The 18,209-nt window shown below is 67.5% G+C and carries 14 protein-coding genes; 7 read left to right on the top strand and 7 right to left on the bottom strand.

The genetic code is table 11. The features are described 5' to 3' along the window. Positions 1-29 precede the first annotated feature (29 nt). Positions 30-671: a response regulator gene (locus tag Q5Z10_RS05905; protein WP_117309795.1), complete on the bottom strand. Its 642-nt coding sequence runs from the start codon at positions 669-671 to the stop codon at positions 30-32. Next, positions 671-1,876 (bottom strand): sensor histidine kinase, encoded by a 1,206-nt coding sequence (locus Q5Z10_RS05900; RefSeq protein ID WP_303638330.1) that lies wholly within the window; start codon positions 1,874-1,876, stop codon positions 671-673. Before Q5Z10_RS05900 ends, Q5Z10_RS05905 begins: the two co-directional genes overlap by 1 nt. 149 nt (positions 1,877-2,025) lie before the next feature. On the opposite strand from Q5Z10_RS05900, the gene Q5Z10_RS05895 reads away from it, so the two are divergent. The 5 genes from Q5Z10_RS05895 to Q5Z10_RS05875 are packed head-to-tail and all read left to right on the top strand — an operon-like array spanning position 2,026 to position 5,056. After that, positions 2,026-2,622 carry a GNAT family N-acetyltransferase gene (locus Q5Z10_RS05895; protein WP_303638329.1) on the top strand — a complete coding sequence of 199 codons (597 nt, stop codon included), beginning with the start codon at positions 2,026-2,028 and terminating at the stop codon, positions 2,620-2,622. A 2-nt stretch (positions 2,623-2,624) separates the two neighbouring features. Continuing rightward, positions 2,625-3,422, top strand: coding sequence for a septum site-determining protein MinC (gene minC / locus Q5Z10_RS05890; RefSeq protein WP_303638328.1), 798 nt, complete (start codon positions 2,625-2,627; stop codon positions 3,420-3,422). A 35-nt stretch (positions 3,423-3,457) separates the two neighbouring features. Next, positions 3,458-4,267 (top strand): septum site-determining protein MinD, encoded by an 810-nt coding sequence (gene minD, locus Q5Z10_RS05885; RefSeq protein ID WP_303638327.1) that lies wholly within the window; start codon positions 3,458-3,460, stop codon positions 4,265-4,267. A gap of 2 nt (positions 4,268-4,269) precedes the next feature. After that, positions 4,270-4,530, top strand: coding sequence for a cell division topological specificity factor MinE (gene minE / locus Q5Z10_RS05880; RefSeq protein WP_004148073.1), 261 nt, complete (start codon positions 4,270-4,272; stop codon positions 4,528-4,530). 46 nt (positions 4,531-4,576) lie between these two features. Next, on the top strand, positions 4,577-5,056 hold the full coding sequence (locus Q5Z10_RS05875) for a hypothetical protein (protein ID WP_303638326.1): 480 nt from the start codon (positions 4,577-4,579) through the stop codon (positions 5,054-5,056). A gap of 52 nt (positions 5,057-5,108) precedes the next feature. Here Q5Z10_RS05875 and Q5Z10_RS05870 read toward each other — a convergent pair whose 3' ends face one another. The 3 genes from Q5Z10_RS05870 to Q5Z10_RS05860 form a co-directional block, all read right to left on the bottom strand. Further along, positions 5,109-6,353, bottom strand: a complete 1,245-nt coding sequence (locus Q5Z10_RS05870) for a DUF819 family protein (protein WP_303638325.1) — start codon at positions 6,351-6,353, stop codon at positions 5,109-5,111. 123 nt (positions 6,354-6,476) lie between these two features. Further along, the gene (locus Q5Z10_RS05865) at positions 6,477-8,555 is read right to left on the bottom strand and encodes an alpha/beta hydrolase family protein (RefSeq protein ID WP_303638324.1); all 2,079 of its coding nucleotides are present in this window, start codon (positions 8,553-8,555) and stop codon (positions 6,477-6,479) included. Positions 8,556-8,731: 176 nt separating this feature from the next. After that, entirely contained in the window at positions 8,732-10,696 is a 1,965-nt protein-coding gene (locus Q5Z10_RS05860; RefSeq protein ID WP_303638323.1) for an OPT family oligopeptide transporter, read from the bottom strand. A 200-nt stretch (positions 10,697-10,896) separates the two neighbouring features. Here Q5Z10_RS05860 and Q5Z10_RS05855 point away from each other — a divergent pair, with 200 nt between their 5' ends. After that, positions 10,897-12,042 (top strand): acetyltransferase domain-containing protein, encoded by a 1,146-nt coding sequence (locus Q5Z10_RS05855; protein WP_303638322.1) that lies wholly within the window; start codon positions 10,897-10,899, stop codon positions 12,040-12,042. A 209-nt stretch (positions 12,043-12,251) separates the two neighbouring features. Further along, positions 12,252-14,006 carry a peptide MFS transporter gene (locus Q5Z10_RS05850; RefSeq protein ID WP_303638321.1) on the top strand — a complete coding sequence of 585 codons (1,755 nt, stop codon included), beginning with the start codon at positions 12,252-12,254 and terminating at the stop codon, positions 14,004-14,006. A gap of 47 nt (positions 14,007-14,053) precedes the next feature. On the opposite strand, the gene Q5Z10_RS05845 is transcribed toward Q5Z10_RS05850, so the two are convergent. Next, entirely contained in the window at positions 14,054-16,039 is a 1,986-nt protein-coding gene (locus tag Q5Z10_RS05845) for an alpha/beta hydrolase family protein (protein WP_303638320.1), read from the bottom strand. 60 nt (positions 16,040-16,099) lie between these two features. Next, positions 16,100-18,085 carry an alpha/beta hydrolase family protein gene (locus Q5Z10_RS05840; RefSeq protein WP_303638319.1) on the bottom strand — a complete coding sequence of 662 codons (1,986 nt, stop codon included), beginning with the start codon at positions 18,083-18,085 and terminating at the stop codon, positions 16,100-16,102. Positions 18,086-18,209 lie beyond the last annotated feature (124 nt).

Below are 18,209 nucleotides of genomic sequence, written 5' to 3'. Positions count from 1 at the left end.
CCCAAGTCTTTGTCGCAAAAGGATTTTCCTCAGACCAGCTGGAGTTCAAACGCTTTCAGGACCGCGCGCGTACGGTCACGTACGCCCAGCTTGGAGAGGATGTTGGATACGTGGTTCTTGATCGTTCCTTCGGCGACCCCCAGCGAATTGGCGATCTCCTTGTTGGAGAAACCGCTGGCCATCAGCCGCAGGATCTCGGTTTCACGGTCGGTCAGCGGATCCGGACGGTCCAGGCTGACGAAGTCGTTGCGCATGTGCTCCAGCCCGGACAGCAGGCGCTGGGTCACCGCCGGCTGCACCAGCGAGCCGCCCTCGGCCACCGTGCGGATGGCGCCGACCAGCTGCGCCAGGGTCACGTCCTTGAGCAGGTAGCCCTTGGCCCCGGCCTTGAGCCCGGCCAGCACCAGCTGGTCGTCGTCGAAGGTGGTGAGGATGATGGTCGGCGGCAACTGTTCCTGCCGCGACAGCACCTGCAGCGCCTCCAGCCCGGACATCACCGGCATGCGCATGTCCATCAGCACCACGTCCGGACGGATCTGCGGGATCAGCTCGACCGCCTGGCGCCCATCGGCCGCTTCGGCCACCACTTCGATGCCGTCGTCGAGCGCCAGCAGCGAGCGGATTCCCTGCCGCACCAGGGTTTGGTCATCGACCAGGCAGACGCGAATCATCAACGCACTCCTTCAGGAACCTGGGTAAGGGCGGCCAGAACCGTGGCCGGCACCGCGGCCCGCAGCCGGAAGCCCTCTCCGGGGCGGGTCTCCACCTGCAGCTGGCCGCCACATTGTTGCAGGCGCTCGCGCATGCCGCGCAAGCCATTGCCCACATTGACCGTTTCCGCACCGACACCGTCATCGCGGGCCTCGACCACGACCAGGTCCGGGGCCTCACGGTACACCCGCAGCCACAGGTGGCGGGCGCTGGCGTGGCGCACGGTATTGGTGATGATCTCCTGGGTGCAGCGCAGCAGCACGTGGGCCCGCTGCGGGTCCTCCACGTTCAGCGGCTCCTCGATCTCCAGCTGGATGTCCAACGAGGGCACGTTCTCGGTGAGCGGGCGCAGCGCCGCGGCCAGGTCGATCGCGCCGGTCTCGCGCAGCTGGCTGACCACTTCACGCACGTTGCCCAGCAACAGCTTGGCCAGGGTGTGCGAGCGCTTCACGTGGTCCAGCGCCTGCCCTTCGGCCAGGTGCCCGGCCACCTCCAGGTTCAGGGTCAGCGCGGTCAGCTGGTGGCCCAGCAGGTCATGCAGTTCGCGCGAAATACGGGTGCGTTCATTGACCCGCGCGCTCTCGGCCAGCAGGGCGCGGGTGGCACGCAGCTCGGCATTCAGGCGGCGCTGCTCCTCGCGCGCCTCGGCCTGGCGACGGGCGACCAGGGCGATGACGAACACGAAGCTGGAGAAGCCCATGTAGCCGACCGCCTGCAGCACGGCGATGACCGGCGGGAAGCCCAGTGGCTGGATGTAGACCGGCAGCACGGCCAGGTTGCTGGCCACCAGCCAGACCACGCCGATGCGCGGCCCCAGCAGCCATGGCAGCAGCCCGGCCACGACCATCAGCAGGATGCTGCCCAGCGCGGTGCCGGAGAAATAGCTCACCCCGATCGCGCAGCCGGTCAGCAGGATCAGGGCGGCGTGGTCGAAGAAGCCCGGACGGCTCTCGCCCAGCGAACGGGTCAGTACCCAGTACACGACGCCGAAGGCCAGGTAGGCCGAGGCCCAGGGAATGATCCGGTAGCCTGCCTCGCCGTCCAGGCTCTCCAGGGTCAGCGAGACCGGGTCGATCAGGTAGATCGCGAGCCAAAGGCCGACGGTGCCCCAGGTGAACAGCCCGGAGTAGCGCAGCATCGCATTGTGGTTCAGTCGGGCCAGCATGTCCCATCGTAGCCTGTGCGCCTGCGGGCCCAAGCGCCGAAAGTCATGTTTGGCCATATCCCCTGTTCATGCCGCAGCCCACCCCGGGCATGCAATAATCGTGCGCAGGGTCCTGTGCTGGACCAACCGCGTTACCCCACGGAGTCACAATGTCGATTGTCATCCGCGACGTGCGCGAGCACGAGCTCGATTCCGTCCTGGCTTTGAACAACAACGCTGGCCTGGCCATCCTTCCGCTGGATGCCGACCGCCTGCGCCTGTTCTATGAAACCGCTGAATATTTCCGCGTCGCCGAGCGCGACGGCAACCTGGCCGGCTTCCTGATCGGCTTCGGCAGCGACAGCCAGCACGACAGCAGCAATTTCGCCTGGTTCAAGCAGCAGCTGGACACCCCCTTCTTCTATATCGACCGCATCGTGGTCGCCAGCCGCCGCCGCGGTGGTGGCGTCGGCCGTGCGTTCTATGCCGATGCACAGAGTTTTGCCGAACTGCGCTACCCGCAGATGACCTGCGAGGTGTTCCTGGACCACGGCGCCGACGCCGCCCTGCTCTTCCACGGCAGCTTCGGCTTCCGCGAGCTGGGCCAGAACACCATGCCGCAGGTGGACGTGCGCGCCAGCATGCTGGCCAAGGAACTGTGCAGCTATCCGTGGGTGCACGAAACCTACGCGGGCAAGCTGCCCGATGTTGCGTGGGCGCGCGACCGGCAGCTGCCGGCGCAGGCACAACGGCCGACGGGGACCTGAGCGTGGCGGTGAATTTCGATTACGAACAGGCCGGTGAACTGAAGATCGGCCAGGTGGGCATCGCCAACCTGCGCATCCGCACCCTTGATGTCGAACGCCTCGTGCAGGAAATGCAGGAGCGCGTCACCCGTGCACCGAAGCTGTTCGGTCGCGCGGCGGTGATCCTGGACTTTGGCGGGTTGAGCCAGGTGCCCGACGTGGCCACGGCACAGGCGCTGGTGGATGGCCTGCGTGGCGCCGGCGTGCTGCCGGTGGCGCTGGCCTACGGCACCAGCGCGGTCGACCTGCTGTCGCAGCAGCTCGGCCTGCCGCTGCTGGCCAAGTTCCGGGCGCAGTACGAGCGTGCCGACGTCGAACCGGCGCCGGCGCCACCGCCGCCGCCGCCGGCCGAACCGCGTCGTGCCGTGCGTGCCGAACCGAAGCCGGCACCGGCCACGCCGCTGGCCAGGGTGGCCGACGCCAGCGCACCGCAACCGGGCCGCATGCAGCTGGGCAACGTGCGCTCGGGCCAGCAGCTGTATGCCGAGAACTGCGACCTGACCGTGATGGCCACCGTCGGCGCAGGCGCCGAGGTCATCGCCGACGGCAGCATCCATATCTACGGGACCCTGCGCGGCCGCGCGCTGGCAGGGGCCCAGGGCAACACCGCGGCACGCATTTTCTGCCGTGATTTCCATGCGGAACTGGTCGCCATTGCAGGCCACTACAAGGTACTGGACGATGTCCCGGACACCCTGCGCGGCAAGGCCGTGCAGGTGTGGCTGGAACAGGACCAGATCAAGATCGCTGCGCTGGACTGACGCAGCCCCCAAACAGAATCATCAGGAGAAGTCCTTTGGCTGAAATCATCGTAGTCACCTCCGGCAAGGGCGGCGTCGGCAAGACCACTTCCAGCGCGAGCCTGGCCTGCGGCCTGGCCCGGCGCGGCAAGAAGGTGGCGGTGATCGACTTCGACGTCGGCCTGCGCAACCTCGATCTGATCATGGGCTGCGAACGCCGCGTGGTGTACGACTTCGTCAATGTCGTGCACGGCGAAGCGACCCTCAAGCAGGCCCTGATCAAGGACAAGCGCTTCGACAACCTCTACGTGCTGGCCGCCTCGCAGACCCGCGACAAGGACGCACTGACCCAGGAAGGCGTGGGCAAGGTGCTGAAGGACCTGGCCGCCGACGGCTTCGACTTCATCATCTGCGACTCCCCGGCCGGCATCGAGAAGGGCGCCTTCCTGGCGATGTACTTCGCCGACCGCGCCGTGGTGGTGGTGAACCCGGAAGTCTCGTCGGTACGCGACTCGGACCGCATCATCGGCCTGCTCGATTCCAAGACCCACAAGGCCGAGTCCGGCCAGGACGTGCCGGCCTTCCTGCTGCTGACCCGCTACACCCCGGTGCGCGTGGAAAGCGGCGAGATGCTCAGCATCGCCGACGTCGAGGAAGTCCTCGGCCTGAAGGCGATCGGTGTGATCCCCGAGTCCGGCGACGTGCTCAACGCCTCCAACAAGGGCGAGCCGGTCATCCTGGATGCCGAGTCGGCTGCCGGCCAGGCCTATGACGACGCCGTCGCGCGCATCCTCGGCGAAGAACGCCCGATGCGCTTCACCAACGTCGAGAAGAAGGGCTTCTTCAGCAAGCTGTTCGGAGGGTAAGCATGGGCCTGTTTGATTTCCTCAAAGCGAAGAAGACCACCGCCGAAACCGCCAAGAACCGCCTGCAGATCATCATTGCGCAGGAACGCAGCAACCGCGGCGGTCCCGATTACCTGCCGCTCCTGCAGCGCGAGCTGCTGGAAGTGATCAAGAAGTACGTCAACATCGACGTCGATGCGGTGAAGGTGGATCTGGTCAAGGATGGCCAGCACGACGTGCTGGACATCTCCGTGGCGCTGCCGGAAGGCCCGGACAAACCCTGACGCCCTGCCCCGCCCGTGCCTGCATGGGCGGGGCTGCATGACCCGCATGACCGACACCACGCCCGAACCGAACGTCACCCGCGTTGGCGATATCGCCTTCGCCGATGCGCAGCGCCTGCTGGCGGCGCATGACCTGCGCCTGCACCACGTTGCCGCCGGCGCGCCGATTCCCGGCAGTTACTGGGGCGAGCCTGAGGCCGGGATCATCGCCAGCGACGTCTACGTGCGCGATGACACGCCCGTGCACTCGATGCTGCACGAAGCCTGCCACCTGATCGTGCTGCCGCCGGAGCGGCGTGCGCAGGTGCATACCGATGCCACCGACTCGGTACCCGAGGAAGACGCCACCTGCTACCTGCAGATCGTGCTGGCCGGGCACCTGCCGGGCGTCGGCAGCGAACAGCTGATGGCCGACATGGATGCGTGGGGCTATACGTATCGGCTGGGGTCGACGAAGGCGTGGTTCGAGCACGACGCCGAAGACGCGAAAGCATGGTTGGTTGAACGCGGATTGCCGGTGGCGTAACGCCTGCCGCCGCGATGCGGCTCGCCGGGCATGGCCGGGCGCTACCGCTGGATCAGCCCTGCCCTGCCAACGCGCGCAGGGTGATGCCGACGATGTAGGCCAGGTACGTGCCGGTGGCATAGCCCATCGTGCCGAGCAGCACGCCCACCGGCGCCAGCGCGGGATGGAACGCGGCCGCCACCACCGGCGCCGACGCCGGCCCGCCGATGTTCGATTGCGAACCAATGGCAAAGTAGAAGAACGGCACCTTCAACAGTTTGCCCAGGCACCACAGCAGCACGATGTGCACGGCGATCCAGATCAGCCCGAGCAGGAACAGCCACGGCCGGTCCAGCAGCGCCAGCAGATCCATCTGCATGCCGATGCAGGCGATCAGGAAATACAGCAGCAACGACCCCAGCCGCGATGCGCCGGCGCCCTCCAGCGTGCGCGCGCGGGTGAAGCTCAGGCCCAGGCCGAGCGTCGTGGACAACACCACCACCCACACGAACGGCGCATCCAGGCTGAACTGCGCGGCCCAGCTGACGTTCGCCTTGAACCACGCTGCCAGCGGCGCGCCGATGGCATGGGCCAGGCCGACGCCACCAAAGGCCACTGCGACGATCAGCATCAGGTCGGTCAGGCTGGGGATGCGTTCGTGCTCGGCCTGGAAGCGTGCGATGCGCTCCTTCAGTTCATCGATGGCCGAGGTATCGGCGCCGCTGCGCGCGTCGATCTTCGCCGCGCGACCGGCCAGGAAGATCAGCACCGCCATCCACACATAGCCCACGCCGACATCGACCACCGCGAACTGGCCGAACGTGGTGGCGTTGACATCGAATACCTCACGCATTGCCAGCATGTTGGCGCCGCCGCCGATCCAGCTGCCGGCGAGCGCGGCCATGCCGGCCCAGGTATCGCCGGCCACGGTTTCCGGATGCACGGCGCGCATCAGCAGGAAGGCCACCACCGCACCGAGCATGATGCTGGCCGACGCGCCCAGGTACATCAGCACCAGCTTCGGGCCCAGCCGCAGGATGCCCTTGATGTCCACTGCCAGGGTGAGCAGGATCAGCGCCGCCGGCAGCAGGATGTCGCGCGCCACCGGGTTGTAGAGCTGGGTGTTCTGCCCGTCGATCAGGCCGACGGTGTTGTAGATGCCCGGCAGCAGATAGCACAGCAGCAGCGCCGGCACGAAGGTGTAGAAGCGCTTCCACAGCCCCTGCTCGCGCGAGGCGGTCCAGAACACGGCGCCCAGGGTGGCGGCGATCAAACCGAACACGACGATGTCGTTCTGGATCAGGGCGGTCGAAGGCATGCAGGCGCTCGTGTAGAGCCGAGCCATGCTCGGCTGCTGTTGGTGGAAGGAGGGCAGAGCAGCCGAGCAGGGCTCGGCTCTACAGAAAGCAGGACGCCGCCCCGAAGGGCGGCGCTGCAGTCATCAATTGCCGATGTGCTGCTTCAGCCAGGCGTTGACGGTGTCATGCCACAGGATGCTGTTGTTCGGCTTCAGCACCCAGTGGTTCTCATCCGGGAAGTACAGGAACTTCGATTCGATGCCCTGGCGCTGCGCCGCAGTGAACGCGGCCAGGCCCTGCTCAACCGGAATACGGAAGTCCTGCTGGCCGTGGATGACCAGGATCGGCTTCTTCCAGTCAGCCACGTGGTTGACCGGGTTGAACTTCTCGTAGTTCGCCGCCTTCTGGTACGGGGTACCACCCTGCTCCCACTCGGTGAACCACAGTTCTTCGGTGGCGTAGCCCATCATGCGCTGGTCGAACACACCGTCGTGGTTGACCAGGCACTTGAACGGGCTGTTCCAGTTGCCGGCGATCCAGTTGACCATGAAGCCGCCGTAGCTGGCGCCCAGCGCGCAGGCCTTGTCGCCGTTGAGGAAGGAATATTTCTTCAGCGCCGCGTCCCAGCCCTTCTGCAGGTCTTCCAGCGGGCGGTCGCCCCAGTGCTGGCTGATCGCATCGGTGAAGGCCTGGCCGTAGCCGGTGGAGCCGTGGAAGTCGATCATCACCACTGCGTAGCCCTGGCCCGCGTACGTCTGCGGGTTCCAACGGTAGCTCCAGCCGTTGCCGAAGCTGCCCTGCGGGCCGCCGTGGATCAGGAACGCGACCGGGTAGGACTTGCCTTCCTGGTAGTTGTGCGGCTTGACCACGTAGCCGTGCACGGTGTCGTTGTTCCAGCCCTTGAACTCGAACTGTTCGTAGTCGCCGAAGCTGACATCCTTCAGCACGTCTCCGGCGGCCGGGGTCAGCGCGCGCAGCTCGCCGATGGCTTCGCCGGCGGCCGGCAGCAGGCCGACCAGCACCTGGTCGTTGCTCTTCAGGCTGTTGCGGGTGATCGCCACGCTGTTGCCGGCCACGTCGACCGCGGTCACGCTGCCGTCGCCGATCAGCCGGGTGGCCTTGCCGCTGGCCACGTCGATCTGGAACAGCGGGTGCTCGCCGAGGTCATCGGCGGTGGTGTAGATGCTGGCGCCGTCAGCGGACAGGGTGATGCCGCCGGCCGAGCGATCCCACTGCGGGGCGATCTCGCGGGTCTTGCCGCTGGCCAGGTCCATCGCCATCAGGCCGAAACGGTCGGCCTCGAAACCCGGGCGCTTCATCGCGCGGTAGAACAGGGTCTTGCCGTCGGCGCTGAACACCGGGCCGGCATCCCAGGCCGGGTTGGCGGCGGTCAGGTTGACCGGCGCCTGCTTGCCGGCGGCGTCGAAGCGGTACAGGTCGAAGTTGGTCGACCACGGCTCCTGCTTGCCGGCCACGCGGATGCTGGCGACCACGCTGGCGCCATCCGGCGACCACGCGAAATCATCGTTGCCACCGAACGGCTTGGACGGCGCATCACCGTCGATGGTCGCGCTCAGCGCCGAAGCGCCCTTCACCGCACCGGCCTTGCCTGCCGGCAGCGGTGCCACGAACAGCGTGTTGCGGCGGCCATCGTTCCAGGTGTCCCAATGGCGCACGAACAGCGAATCCCACACCTGGCCACTGGCCTTGGCGTCCTTCGTGTCCTTCAGCTTCTTCTCGGTGCAGGCCAGGTCCGAGGCGCAGGCCTGGAACACGCCGGCACTGAACAGCACGCGGTCGTCCTGCGGCGACACGTGGTAGCTGTCCACGTCGACCGGGAAATCGGTCAGCTGGCGCGGCGTGCCGCCACTGATCGGCTGCGCGTACAGCTGCTGGCTGCCGTTCTTGGCGCTCAGGAAATACACGGTCTGGCCATCGGCCGACAGCGATGCCGAATTGACGTTCCAGCCGGCCGGGGTGATCTGCTTCGGCGGTGCCGCATCGCGGGTGCGCAGGTTGCGCGCGAACAGCGCGGTGCTGGCCTTGAGGTTGGCATCGGTGCTGCGCTTGGCGAACACCACGGTGCCGCCGTCGGCGGTCAGCACCGGCGCCGAAACGCGGTCCATGGCCACCATGTCGCGGATCTCCAGGCCACGGGCAGCGGCAACGCTGGGCAGGGCGGCCAGCAGGCTCAGTGGCAGCAGGGCATGACGCAGTTTCATCGGGGTCTCCGCAGGACGGCAAAAGACCGATGGTAGGCCCGTGCGGCCGGGGCTGCCAAGGCCATCGGTCATGGCAGCCCGGCCGGGGTCGCCGCGCCGCCAGAAAAAGCAAACCGCGCCGTAGCGCGGTTTGCCAAGGCAGCCGAGCACAGGCTCGGCTCTACATGGGCACGGCGTTACGCCATGGCGCGCTTGCCGGTGCGGTAGATCAGCCAGCCCACCAGGAACAGCACGGCCAGGCCGAACCACTGCGCGGCCGGCAGGTGGAACGGCAGGGCCAGCACGTCGGCGCGGCTGCTGACCACGATCGGCACGGCGATGGCGATACCCATCAGGGCCTCGCCGGTGATCAGGCCGGCGGCGAACAGCACGCCCGGCTTGTGCACGCGGTCGCGGCCTTCCTCGTCATCGCCACGCACCTTGTGGAAGCGCTCGACCAGGTAGGCGATCAGGCCACCGAGGAAGATCGGCACCATCAGTTCCAGCGGCAGGTAGATACCGATGGCGGCGGCCAGCACCGGCACGCGGAAGCGCGCATTGCGCGACTTCAGCCAGCTGTCGAAGGCGATGATGACCGCACCGACCACGGCACCGATGCCGATGAAGGTCCACGGCAGTTCGCCACCGAACAGGCCCTTGGCCACCGAGGCCATCAGGTTGGCCTGCGGGGCGGCCAGCGCGTTCGGATGCAGCTCGGACTTCACGCCGATGCCGTAGGCGGTGGCCAGCAGGTTCAGCACCGGGGCCATGATCAGCGCGCACGAGAACGCGCCGATGCCCAGCATCAGCTGCTGCTTCCACGGGGTGGCACCGACGATGTAGCCGGCCTTGAGGTCCTGCAGGTTGTCACCGCCCACCGCGGCGGCGCAGCAGACCACCGCGCCGATCATGATCGCGGCCACCGCACCCAGCGGCGCACCGCCGGCACCGACCGGCTTGAGGCCGTCGGCGCCCAGCAGCACCACCAGCACGGCCGAAGCGAACAGGATGGTGGAGATGGTGATGCCCGAGACCGGGTTGTTGGACGAACCGATCAGGCCGGCCAGGTAAGCCGAGACCGACACGAACAGGAAGCCGGCGACGATCATGATGAGGGTCATCGGGATCGACACGTGCCACTGGCCGACGATGGCCTGGTACAGGGCCAGCAGCGGCAGCACGAAGACCACCAGGGCCACCAGCATCCACTTCATCGGCAGGTCGCGTTCGGTGTGGGCCAGCACCGGGCCGCCACTCTTGCGCGCGGCGGCAAAGCCGCTCTTGACGCCGTTCAGCAGCGACTTGCGCAGCGAGATCAGGGTCCAGATGCCGCCGATCAGCATCGCGCCGACGCCGAGGTAGCGCATCTTGGCGCCCCAGATGGCGAACGCCGCTTCGGTGGACGACGCAGTGGCAACCGACGCGGCCAGCGCCGGATCGGTGTTCATGAAGAACGCCTGGTAGATCGGGATGGCGATGTGCCAGGTCAGGATCGAGCCGGACACCACCACGATGCCGACGTTGAGGCCGACGATGTAGCCCACGCCCAGCAGGGCCGGCGACAGGTTGGTGCCGATGAAGGCGGTGATCTTGGAGCTGCCGACGTAAGCCGAGGTCGACCAGGCATCGGGGATCAGGCGCAGGCCGCTTTCGGCGGCCAGCTTGACGAAGGCGCCGATGACGGCCGACAGGCCGAGGATCTTCAGGCCCGGGCCGGGGTTCTCACCGGCCTTGAGGACTTCTGCGGCGGCCTTGCCTTCGGGGAACGGCAGCGGATCCTCGACGATCATCGAACGGCGCAGCGGCACCGAGAACAGCACGCCCAGCAGGCCGCCCAGGCCGGCGATGCCCAGCACCCACCAGTACTTGAAGTCCGGCCAGTAGCCCATGATGACCAGCGCCGGGATGGTGAAGATGACACCGGCGGCGATCGACGAACCGGCCGAAGCGCCGGTCTGCACGATGTTGTTCTCCAGGATCGAGCCACCGCCCAGCAGGCGCAGCACGCCCATGGAAATCACCGCGGCGGGAATGGCGGTGGCGATGGTCAGGCCTGCGAACAGACCGAGGTAGGCGTTTGCGGCCGACAGCACCACCGCCAGCACGATGGCCAGGGCCACTGCGCGGAAGGTGAGCTGCTTGGGCGCAGCGTCGTGGTTCATGGAAGCCCCTGCTGGCAAAAAATCCCTGCCACGCTAGCGTTCAGGCCCCGGCAAGTCCAGCGTGCCAAAGGATGGGGGCCAGCCGTGGAGCGCCCTGTCCCCGCATCGGCATGGCCAACCAGCCGATCCGGCAAAGCCCGGCTGGGCGCAGCTCAATTGGCATGTTATAACTTTACATACACCTGCACCTTTCCTTCTGCATGCCCCCTTCCTCCCCCCGGCTGGCCTCCATCGACCAGCTGCGCGGCACCGTGATGCTGCTGATGCTGATCGACCACGTCCGCGAGACCTTCTTCCTGCAGTACCAGGTCAGCGACCCGATGGATGCGGCCAGCGTGTCCCCTGCCCTGTTCGCGTGCCGCCTGCTGGCGCATCTGTGTGCGCCGGTGTTCGTGCTGTTGACCGGCATGTCGGCGTGGCTGTACGGCCAGCGCCAGGCCGACCCACGCCGCGCCACGGCCAGCTTCCTGCTCAAGCGCGGCCTGTTCCTGGTGCTGCTGGAGCTGACCCTGGTGAGCTTCGCCTGGACCTTCCAGTTCCCGCCGGACACGCTGTACCTGCAGGTGATCTGGGCGATCGGGCTGAGCATGATCGCGCTGGCCGGCCTGCTGTGGCTGCCGCGCCCGGCGCTGCTGGTGCTGGGCGTGCTGCTGGTGGCCGGCCACAACCTGTTCGACGGCGTGCGGGTGGAGGGCAACGGCGTGCTGGCCGTGCTGTGGAAGGTGCTGCACCAGCGCGACTGGATCGAGGCCGGCGTGATGCGCGTGCGCACCTCTTACCCGGTGCTGCCGTGGATCGGGGTGATTGCCCTGGGCTATCTGATGGGGCCGTGGTTCGCCGCCGGACGTGACCCGCAGCAGCGCCGGCAGTGGCTGCTGTGGGCTGGCGTGGGCGCGCTGGCGCTGTTCGCGCTGCTGCGCTTTGCCAACCAGTACGGCGATGCGCCGTGGCAGTACCAGACCAGCACGCTGCGCACCTGGATGAGCGTGTTCAACGTGACCAAGTACCCGCCGTCACTGCAGTTCCTGTTGCTGACGCTGGGCGTGGGCCTGCTGCTGCTGCGCTTGTACGAATGGCCGCCGCTGGCCCGTGCGCTGCGGCCGCTGGCCGATATCGGCGCGGCGCCGATGTTCTTCTACCTGCTGCACCTGTATGTGCTGAAGCTGCTGTATCTGGCTGCGTTGGCGACCTGGGGCCCGACCCAGGGCGAGCTGTACGCACTGGATTCGGTGGCCGGCCTGCTGCTGGTGGCCTGCGCGCTGGCGGTGGTGCTGTACCCGCCGACGCTGGCGTTCGCGAGGTTCAAGGCACGGCGGCGTGATCTGGCCTGGCTGCGGTATCTGTGAGTGCTCCGCCGGGCATGGCCCGGCGCTACCCGGGTGCCTGAGGCGCGCTTGCCGGGCATGGCCCGGCGCTACCGGGTGCCTGAAACGCGCTCGCCGGGCGTGGCCCGGCGCTACCGGGTGCCGGAGGGGGTTGGCCGCGCTGCGCGCTCGCCGGGCATGGCCCGGCGCTACCCGGCGTGTGCCTGTGGCACACGCCTATAATCCCGGCGATGAATTCCACCGCACTTGCTTCCGACGACTTCCTGGGGCATCCGAAAGGCGTCTACGTCTGCTTCTTCACCGAAATGTGGGAGCGCTTCTCCTTCTACGGCATGAAGGCGCTGCTGCTGCTCTATCTCACCAAGTACCACCTGTTCGGCGACAAGGCCGGCCTGGACCTGCTCGGCGCCTATGGCGGCCTGGTGTACTGCATCCCGGTATTCGGCGGCATGCTGGCCGACCGCTGGCTGGGCATGCGCCGGGCCGTGCTGTTCGGCGGCATCCTGCTGGTGCTGGGCCATCTGGGCATGGCCTTCGAAGGACACGCGGCGTACCGGGTCAACGGCGAAGTGGTGCGCGACACCTCCGCCCTGGCGGTGACCTATCTGTCGCTGGCCCTGATCATCATGGGCGTGGGCTTCCTGAAGCCGAACATCTCCACCATCGTCGGCAAGCTGTACCCGCAGGACGACCCGCGCCGCGATTCGGGCTTCTCGCTGTTCTACGCCGGCATCAACCTGGGTGCGCTGTTCTCGTCGCTGGTATGCGGCTTCCTCGGCGAGGCCTACGGCTGGAAGTACGGCTTCGGCGCGGCCGGCATCGGCATGCTGGCCGGCCTGGCGATGTTCCTGTGGGGCCAGAAGTACCTGCAGGGCCATGCCGAGCCGCCGCAGCCGGCCGCACTGAAGCAGAAAGTGCTGGGCCTGCCACGCGAATGGCTGATCTATCTGTGCGCGATGATCGGCGTGCTGCCGGTGGCCTGGCTGATGTGGGCTGCCGGCAACGGCGCCTTCGCGCTCGGCGGTGAAATCAGCCTGGCGCTGATGCTGATGCTGGTGGTGCTGGGCGGCGTGCTGGTCTGGTTCGCCTGGTTCACCGGCACCCAATGCACGCCGGTGCAGCGCCAGCAGATGATCGCGCTGATGGTGCTGATCTTCATGGCGCTGGTGTTCTTCACGATGTACGAGCAGTCCTACGGTTCGTGGGTCACCTTCACCGATCGCCTGCTGACCAAGGACATCGTGCCGGCACTGGTGATCACCGGTGGCACCCCGCTGCCGTGGTCGATCGTGTCGCTGCTGCTGGCACCGCTGGGCTTCGTGGTCAGCGCGCGCCTGTCCGAGCGGCGCCCCCGCTCCAACGCACCGCGTGCCTTCTTCATCGGCATCGTGGCCCTGATGCTGGTGCTGCTGGTACGCGACTGCCTGGTGATTCCGCAGACCGCCGGTTCGCTCACTTACCTGGGCGGGTTGTTCCTGGTGCTGCTGGCACCGGCCTTCGCGGCGTTGTGGACCTGGATGGACCGCCGCGGCTGGGAACCGGGCAAGCCGGTGAAATCGGCCTGGGGCCTGGTGATCGGTGCGCTGTCGTTCGTGCCGCTGGCACTGGCCGCGCAGCAGGTCGGCGCCACCGGTGAAATGGCCAGCGTGTGGTGGCTGGTGCTGGCCTACTTCCTGCTGGCCAGCGGTGAGATGTGCCTGTCGCCGGTCGGCCTGGCGGCGGTGACCCAGCTGGCCGTGCCGCGGGTGATGAGCCTGATGATGGGCACCTGGTTCCTGGCCACCGCATTCTCGGAGACGCTGGCTGCGCTGTTCGGCAAGCTGGCGGCGATCGAGGTGCCCGAAGGCGAGGCGCTGGACAGGGTCGCCGCCGCCGGCGCCTATGCGCACCTGTTCTGGCTGCTGATGTGGATCGGCCTGGGGTGCGCGCTGCTGGCCTTCATCGCCGCGCCGCTGTTGAAGCGGATGATGCACGGGGTGAAGTGACCCCGTGCCCTGCGGCGGCGGTGCTGACGGCCGCCGCCGTTGCCGCTTCAGGGTGCCTTGTCACGGGCTGAGGCCTGGGCGGTGGCTGCGGTCGCACCGCCCAGGCTGCGCGACAGGAATGCCAGCAGCCGGGTGTAGTAGTCGCGCTGGTTGGCTTCGGCGTAGAGACCGTGACCCTCGCGCGGGTAGTAGACCGCTTCCACCGGCACGCCTGCCTGTTTCAGCGCGGCCTCCATGCGCTCGGTGTGCTGCACCGGCGCACGCAGGTCTTCCCGGCCGGCGGCCAGCAGCACCGGCACCTTGATGCCCGCAGCGAGGTTCACCGGCGAGACCGCGTCCAGCGTGGCCGGATCACCGAGCCACTCGCGCAGGTAGGTGACCCCCGAGGCGCGATCCTGGATGTCACCGCGCTTGAACATCAACGGCAGGTCGTACACCCCGACCTGGCCCACCGCGCATCGGTACAGTGCGGGTTCGCGTACGACCCCCATCAAGGCCGAGTACGCACCGTAACTGGCGCCGTAGATGCAGATGCGCGTGCCGTCGGCGATGCCCTCGCTGATCGCCCAGCGCGTGGCATCGGTGACATCGTCCTGCATGGCACGCCCCCACTGCCGGGCAGCGGCCTGGGTGTGGGCACGACCGTAGTTGCCCGAACCGCGGAAGTTGACCTGCAGCACCGCGTAGCCGGCCTCGGCCAGCAACTGGTTCTCGCGCTCGAAGCCGCCATCGTCGAACTCGCCGATCGGGCCGCCGTGCGGCACCACCACCATCGGCAGGTTGCGCCCATCACTTCCTTTGGGCAGGGTCAGGAACCCATGCAGCGGCAGGCCATCGCGCGCGGCCAGGGTGAACGGGCGAACACTGGCGCTGGCGTCATGGTCGAACCAGCGATGGCGGCCGGTGAGGAACGCGGCGTTGCGGGTGGCCGTGGTGTAGAGGAAATAGTCACCGGGGTTGCTCGCCGACGTCACCTTCACCAGCAGCCGCGCGTTGTCGCGGGTACCGGAGACCAGGCTCACCGTCTGCCCGGGGAAGGCCTTCTCAAGCCTGCGCTGGGTGGCCGCGATCGCCGAGCTCTCGTCGAAGAAGGCCGTGCGTGTGGTTGCCCCGACGAACCGGACGCCGACCGGCACACGCGTGCCAGGCTGATGGATCACATGGGTCGGGTCGACGTCGTCGTCCTGCAGCAGCGTGCGCCGCTCGCCGGTGGCCGGATCCCAGCTGATGACCGCATCGGGACCGCGCGCCTGCTCCACCACCAGGTAGGCCAGACGGTTGTCGGCGGAGAAGCCGATCGGACGTTCGACGCGATGGCTGCTGCCTTCGTCATTGACCAGGGTCCACTGATCGCGGTCCTGGCGATAGTAGAGCTTGTTGACGTTGTCGGCGGCGGCACCGTGGGCGAAGCGCAGTTCACCTTGATTGTCGGTGGTGAACGTTGCGCGCTGCACCGGCGAGCGCGAGACCAGGACGCGGCGCCCGGTGATGACATCCATCCGTTCCAGCCGCGTATTGGTGTCGTTGGCAAACGGCCACAGCGAGATCAACACATTGCGCTCGTCCGCCGGCAGCGGATCGGCCAGGAATGCAGCCACCGGCTCGACCACCCGTCCGGTCACGAAGCCGGGCTCGTCCGGGCGCGCCCGGTAACCGACCAGCAGATCACCGCGCTTGCCATTGGCATCGATGGCATACAGTTCGCCGGTCGGCCGTGGCTGGTCCAGTGGCCCCCATTTCTCGGCCAGGCCGATGAGCAGGCGGGTGTCGCTGACCCAGTCGACCTCGGCGGCATGATTGTTGCGGGGCGGCCGGAAATTGCCGACCAGTTCCATCGTGTCGGTACGCAGCACCGCCACGGCAGTTGCGCCGTCCAGCGGCAAGGTCATGGCCAGGTACTCGCCGGTGGGCGAGAGCTGGATGTCATTGAACTCCGCGCGGCGCACGTAGCCGTCCAGCGAAACCTCCGCGGCCTCCACCCCACCCACGCCGCAGATGGCCATCCATGCGGCCAGCACCCTTGCATGCTTCATGACGTTCTCCTTGAAGCCGGGCATCCCCCTGCCCGGCACCGGGTCCGCGGCGCGCCTGCCTTACGGCGCCTTGTCGGCGCCTGCGGTCGCGCTGGCGCTGGCGGTGCTGCCGCCCAGGCTGCGTGACAGGAAGGCCAGCAGCCTGCTGTAGTACTCGCGCTGGTGCTCAGGCCGGTGGAAACCGTGCCCTTCGGTGCGGTAGTACAGGCTCTCCACCGGTGAGCCGGCCGCCTTCAGCGCTGCCTCCATGCGCTCGGTGTGCTTGACCGGCGCACGCGTGTCTTCGCCGCCAGCGGCCAGGAACACCGGCACTTTCAGCTGCGCGGCCAGGTTCACCGGCGAACGGGTTCCCAGGGTCTTCGGATCGCCTACCCATTCGCGCTGCCAGGCCATGGCCGAATCGCTCAACTGTGCCTCACCGCTGAACATCAGCGGCAGGTCGTACACACCGACGTAGCCTGCGGCGCACTGGTACAGCCCGGGCTCGCGAATCGGCCCCATCATCGCGGCATACGCACCGTAGCTGGCCCCATAGATGCAGATGCGGTTGCTGTCGGCGATGCCCTCTGCGATGGCCCAGCGGGTGGCGTCGCTCACATCGTCCTGCATGGCCGCGCCCCACTGCTTCGCACCCGCCTGGGTGAACGCGCGGCCATAGTTGGCCGAACCACGGAAGTTGACCTGCAACACGGCATACCCTGCCGCCGCCAGCATCTGCGGCTCGTTGCTGTAGCTGCCCTCATCGAATACGCCGAAGGGGCCACCGTGCGGCAGCACGACCAATGGCAGATTGCGCCCTTCGCTTCCCGGCGGCAGGGTCAGGAAGCCGTGCAGCGGCAGTCCGTCGCGCGCCTTCAGCGAGAACGGACGCACGCTGGCGGCCAGCTTCGGGTCGATCCATTCGCTGCGGCTGAGCAGATGCTCGGCCGCCTTTGCGCGGGTGTCGAACAGGTAGAAATCCCCGGGGTTGCTGCCCGACCACGTCTGCACCACCACCTTGCCGCCATCGCGGGTGCTGGAGGTGATGAACACCGGGCCGCCGAACGCCGCCTCAAGGCTGCGGTACTGACGGGCATCGGCGCCCTTCTCATCGAAGAACCGCGTACGCGGTGCATCGCCGGCAAACAGCGCACCCACCGGCACGCGGGTGCCCGGGCGGAAGATGATCGCGTAGGGATCGACCACGCCATCGCGCAGCACCTCGCGCCGTTGGCCGGTCTGCGGGTTCCAGCTGACGATGGCATCGGGCCCGGTGGGCTGCTCGACCTGCAGATAGGCCAGCGCGCCATCTTCGGAGAAGCCGATTGCGGTTTCTATCCGGTGGCTCAGCGACTCGTCATTGACCAGCGACCACTGCGCATTGGTCCCGGCGCGGTAGTAGAGCTTGTTGACGTTGTCCGACGCTGCGCCGTGGGCGAAGCGCACTTCACCCTGATGATCGGTAGTGAAATCGGCGCGCTGCACGGGTGAACCGGAAACGCGCACGCGACGCCCACTGACCACATCAAGCCGCTCGACCCGGGTGTAGGGGTCCTCGGCGAAGGGCCATACCGCGATCAGCACATTGCGGTCGTCGCTCGCCAGTTCGTCGGTGAGGAAGGCCGCGACGTCCTCCACCTTCTTCGGCTGGATGCGCGTGCCCAACCCGCGCCCCTGCACGCGGTAGCCGACCAGCAGTTCCCCGCCCTTGCCATCGACATTGACCCCGTACAGTTCACCGGTGGGCTGCGGCGTATCGAGTACGCCGAGCTTCTCGGCCAGGCCGACCAGCAGACGCTCGTTGCTCACCCATTCAAAGGTGTTGGCGTGGTTCCTGTCCTGCGGGCGGAACACGCCGGCAGGCTTACGGTCGGACGTGCGCAGGATGACCAGCGCAGTGGAATCGTCCAGTGGTACGGTGCCGGCAACGTATTCGCCGCCGGGCGAGAGCTTGACGTTCGAAAACGACTCCGGCTTCAGGTACTTCTCCAGGTCCACCCCGCCGGTACCCGCCGACGTCCCGCCCACGACCGCGCACAACAGCGCGGCAAGTACAGTCCTGCGCATCCTTCCCCCTCCCTGCCCGGACACCCTGTCCAGATTCGCCGATTCTAGGCAGGCAGGCGGCCGCGCCGCCAGTGGGCAGAAAAAACGACGGCACCGTTGCCGGTGCCGTCGTTGCCACTACCTT

It is taken from the genome of Stenotrophomonas sp. 704A1 (assembly GCF_030549525.1).
GTDB classification, from domain to species: domain Bacteria; phylum Pseudomonadota; class Gammaproteobacteria; order Xanthomonadales; family Xanthomonadaceae; genus Stenotrophomonas; species Stenotrophomonas tuberculopleuritidis.
Note: the sequence above shows the minus strand (reverse complement) of the source record. Positions and strands in the feature narration are given on the sequence as shown.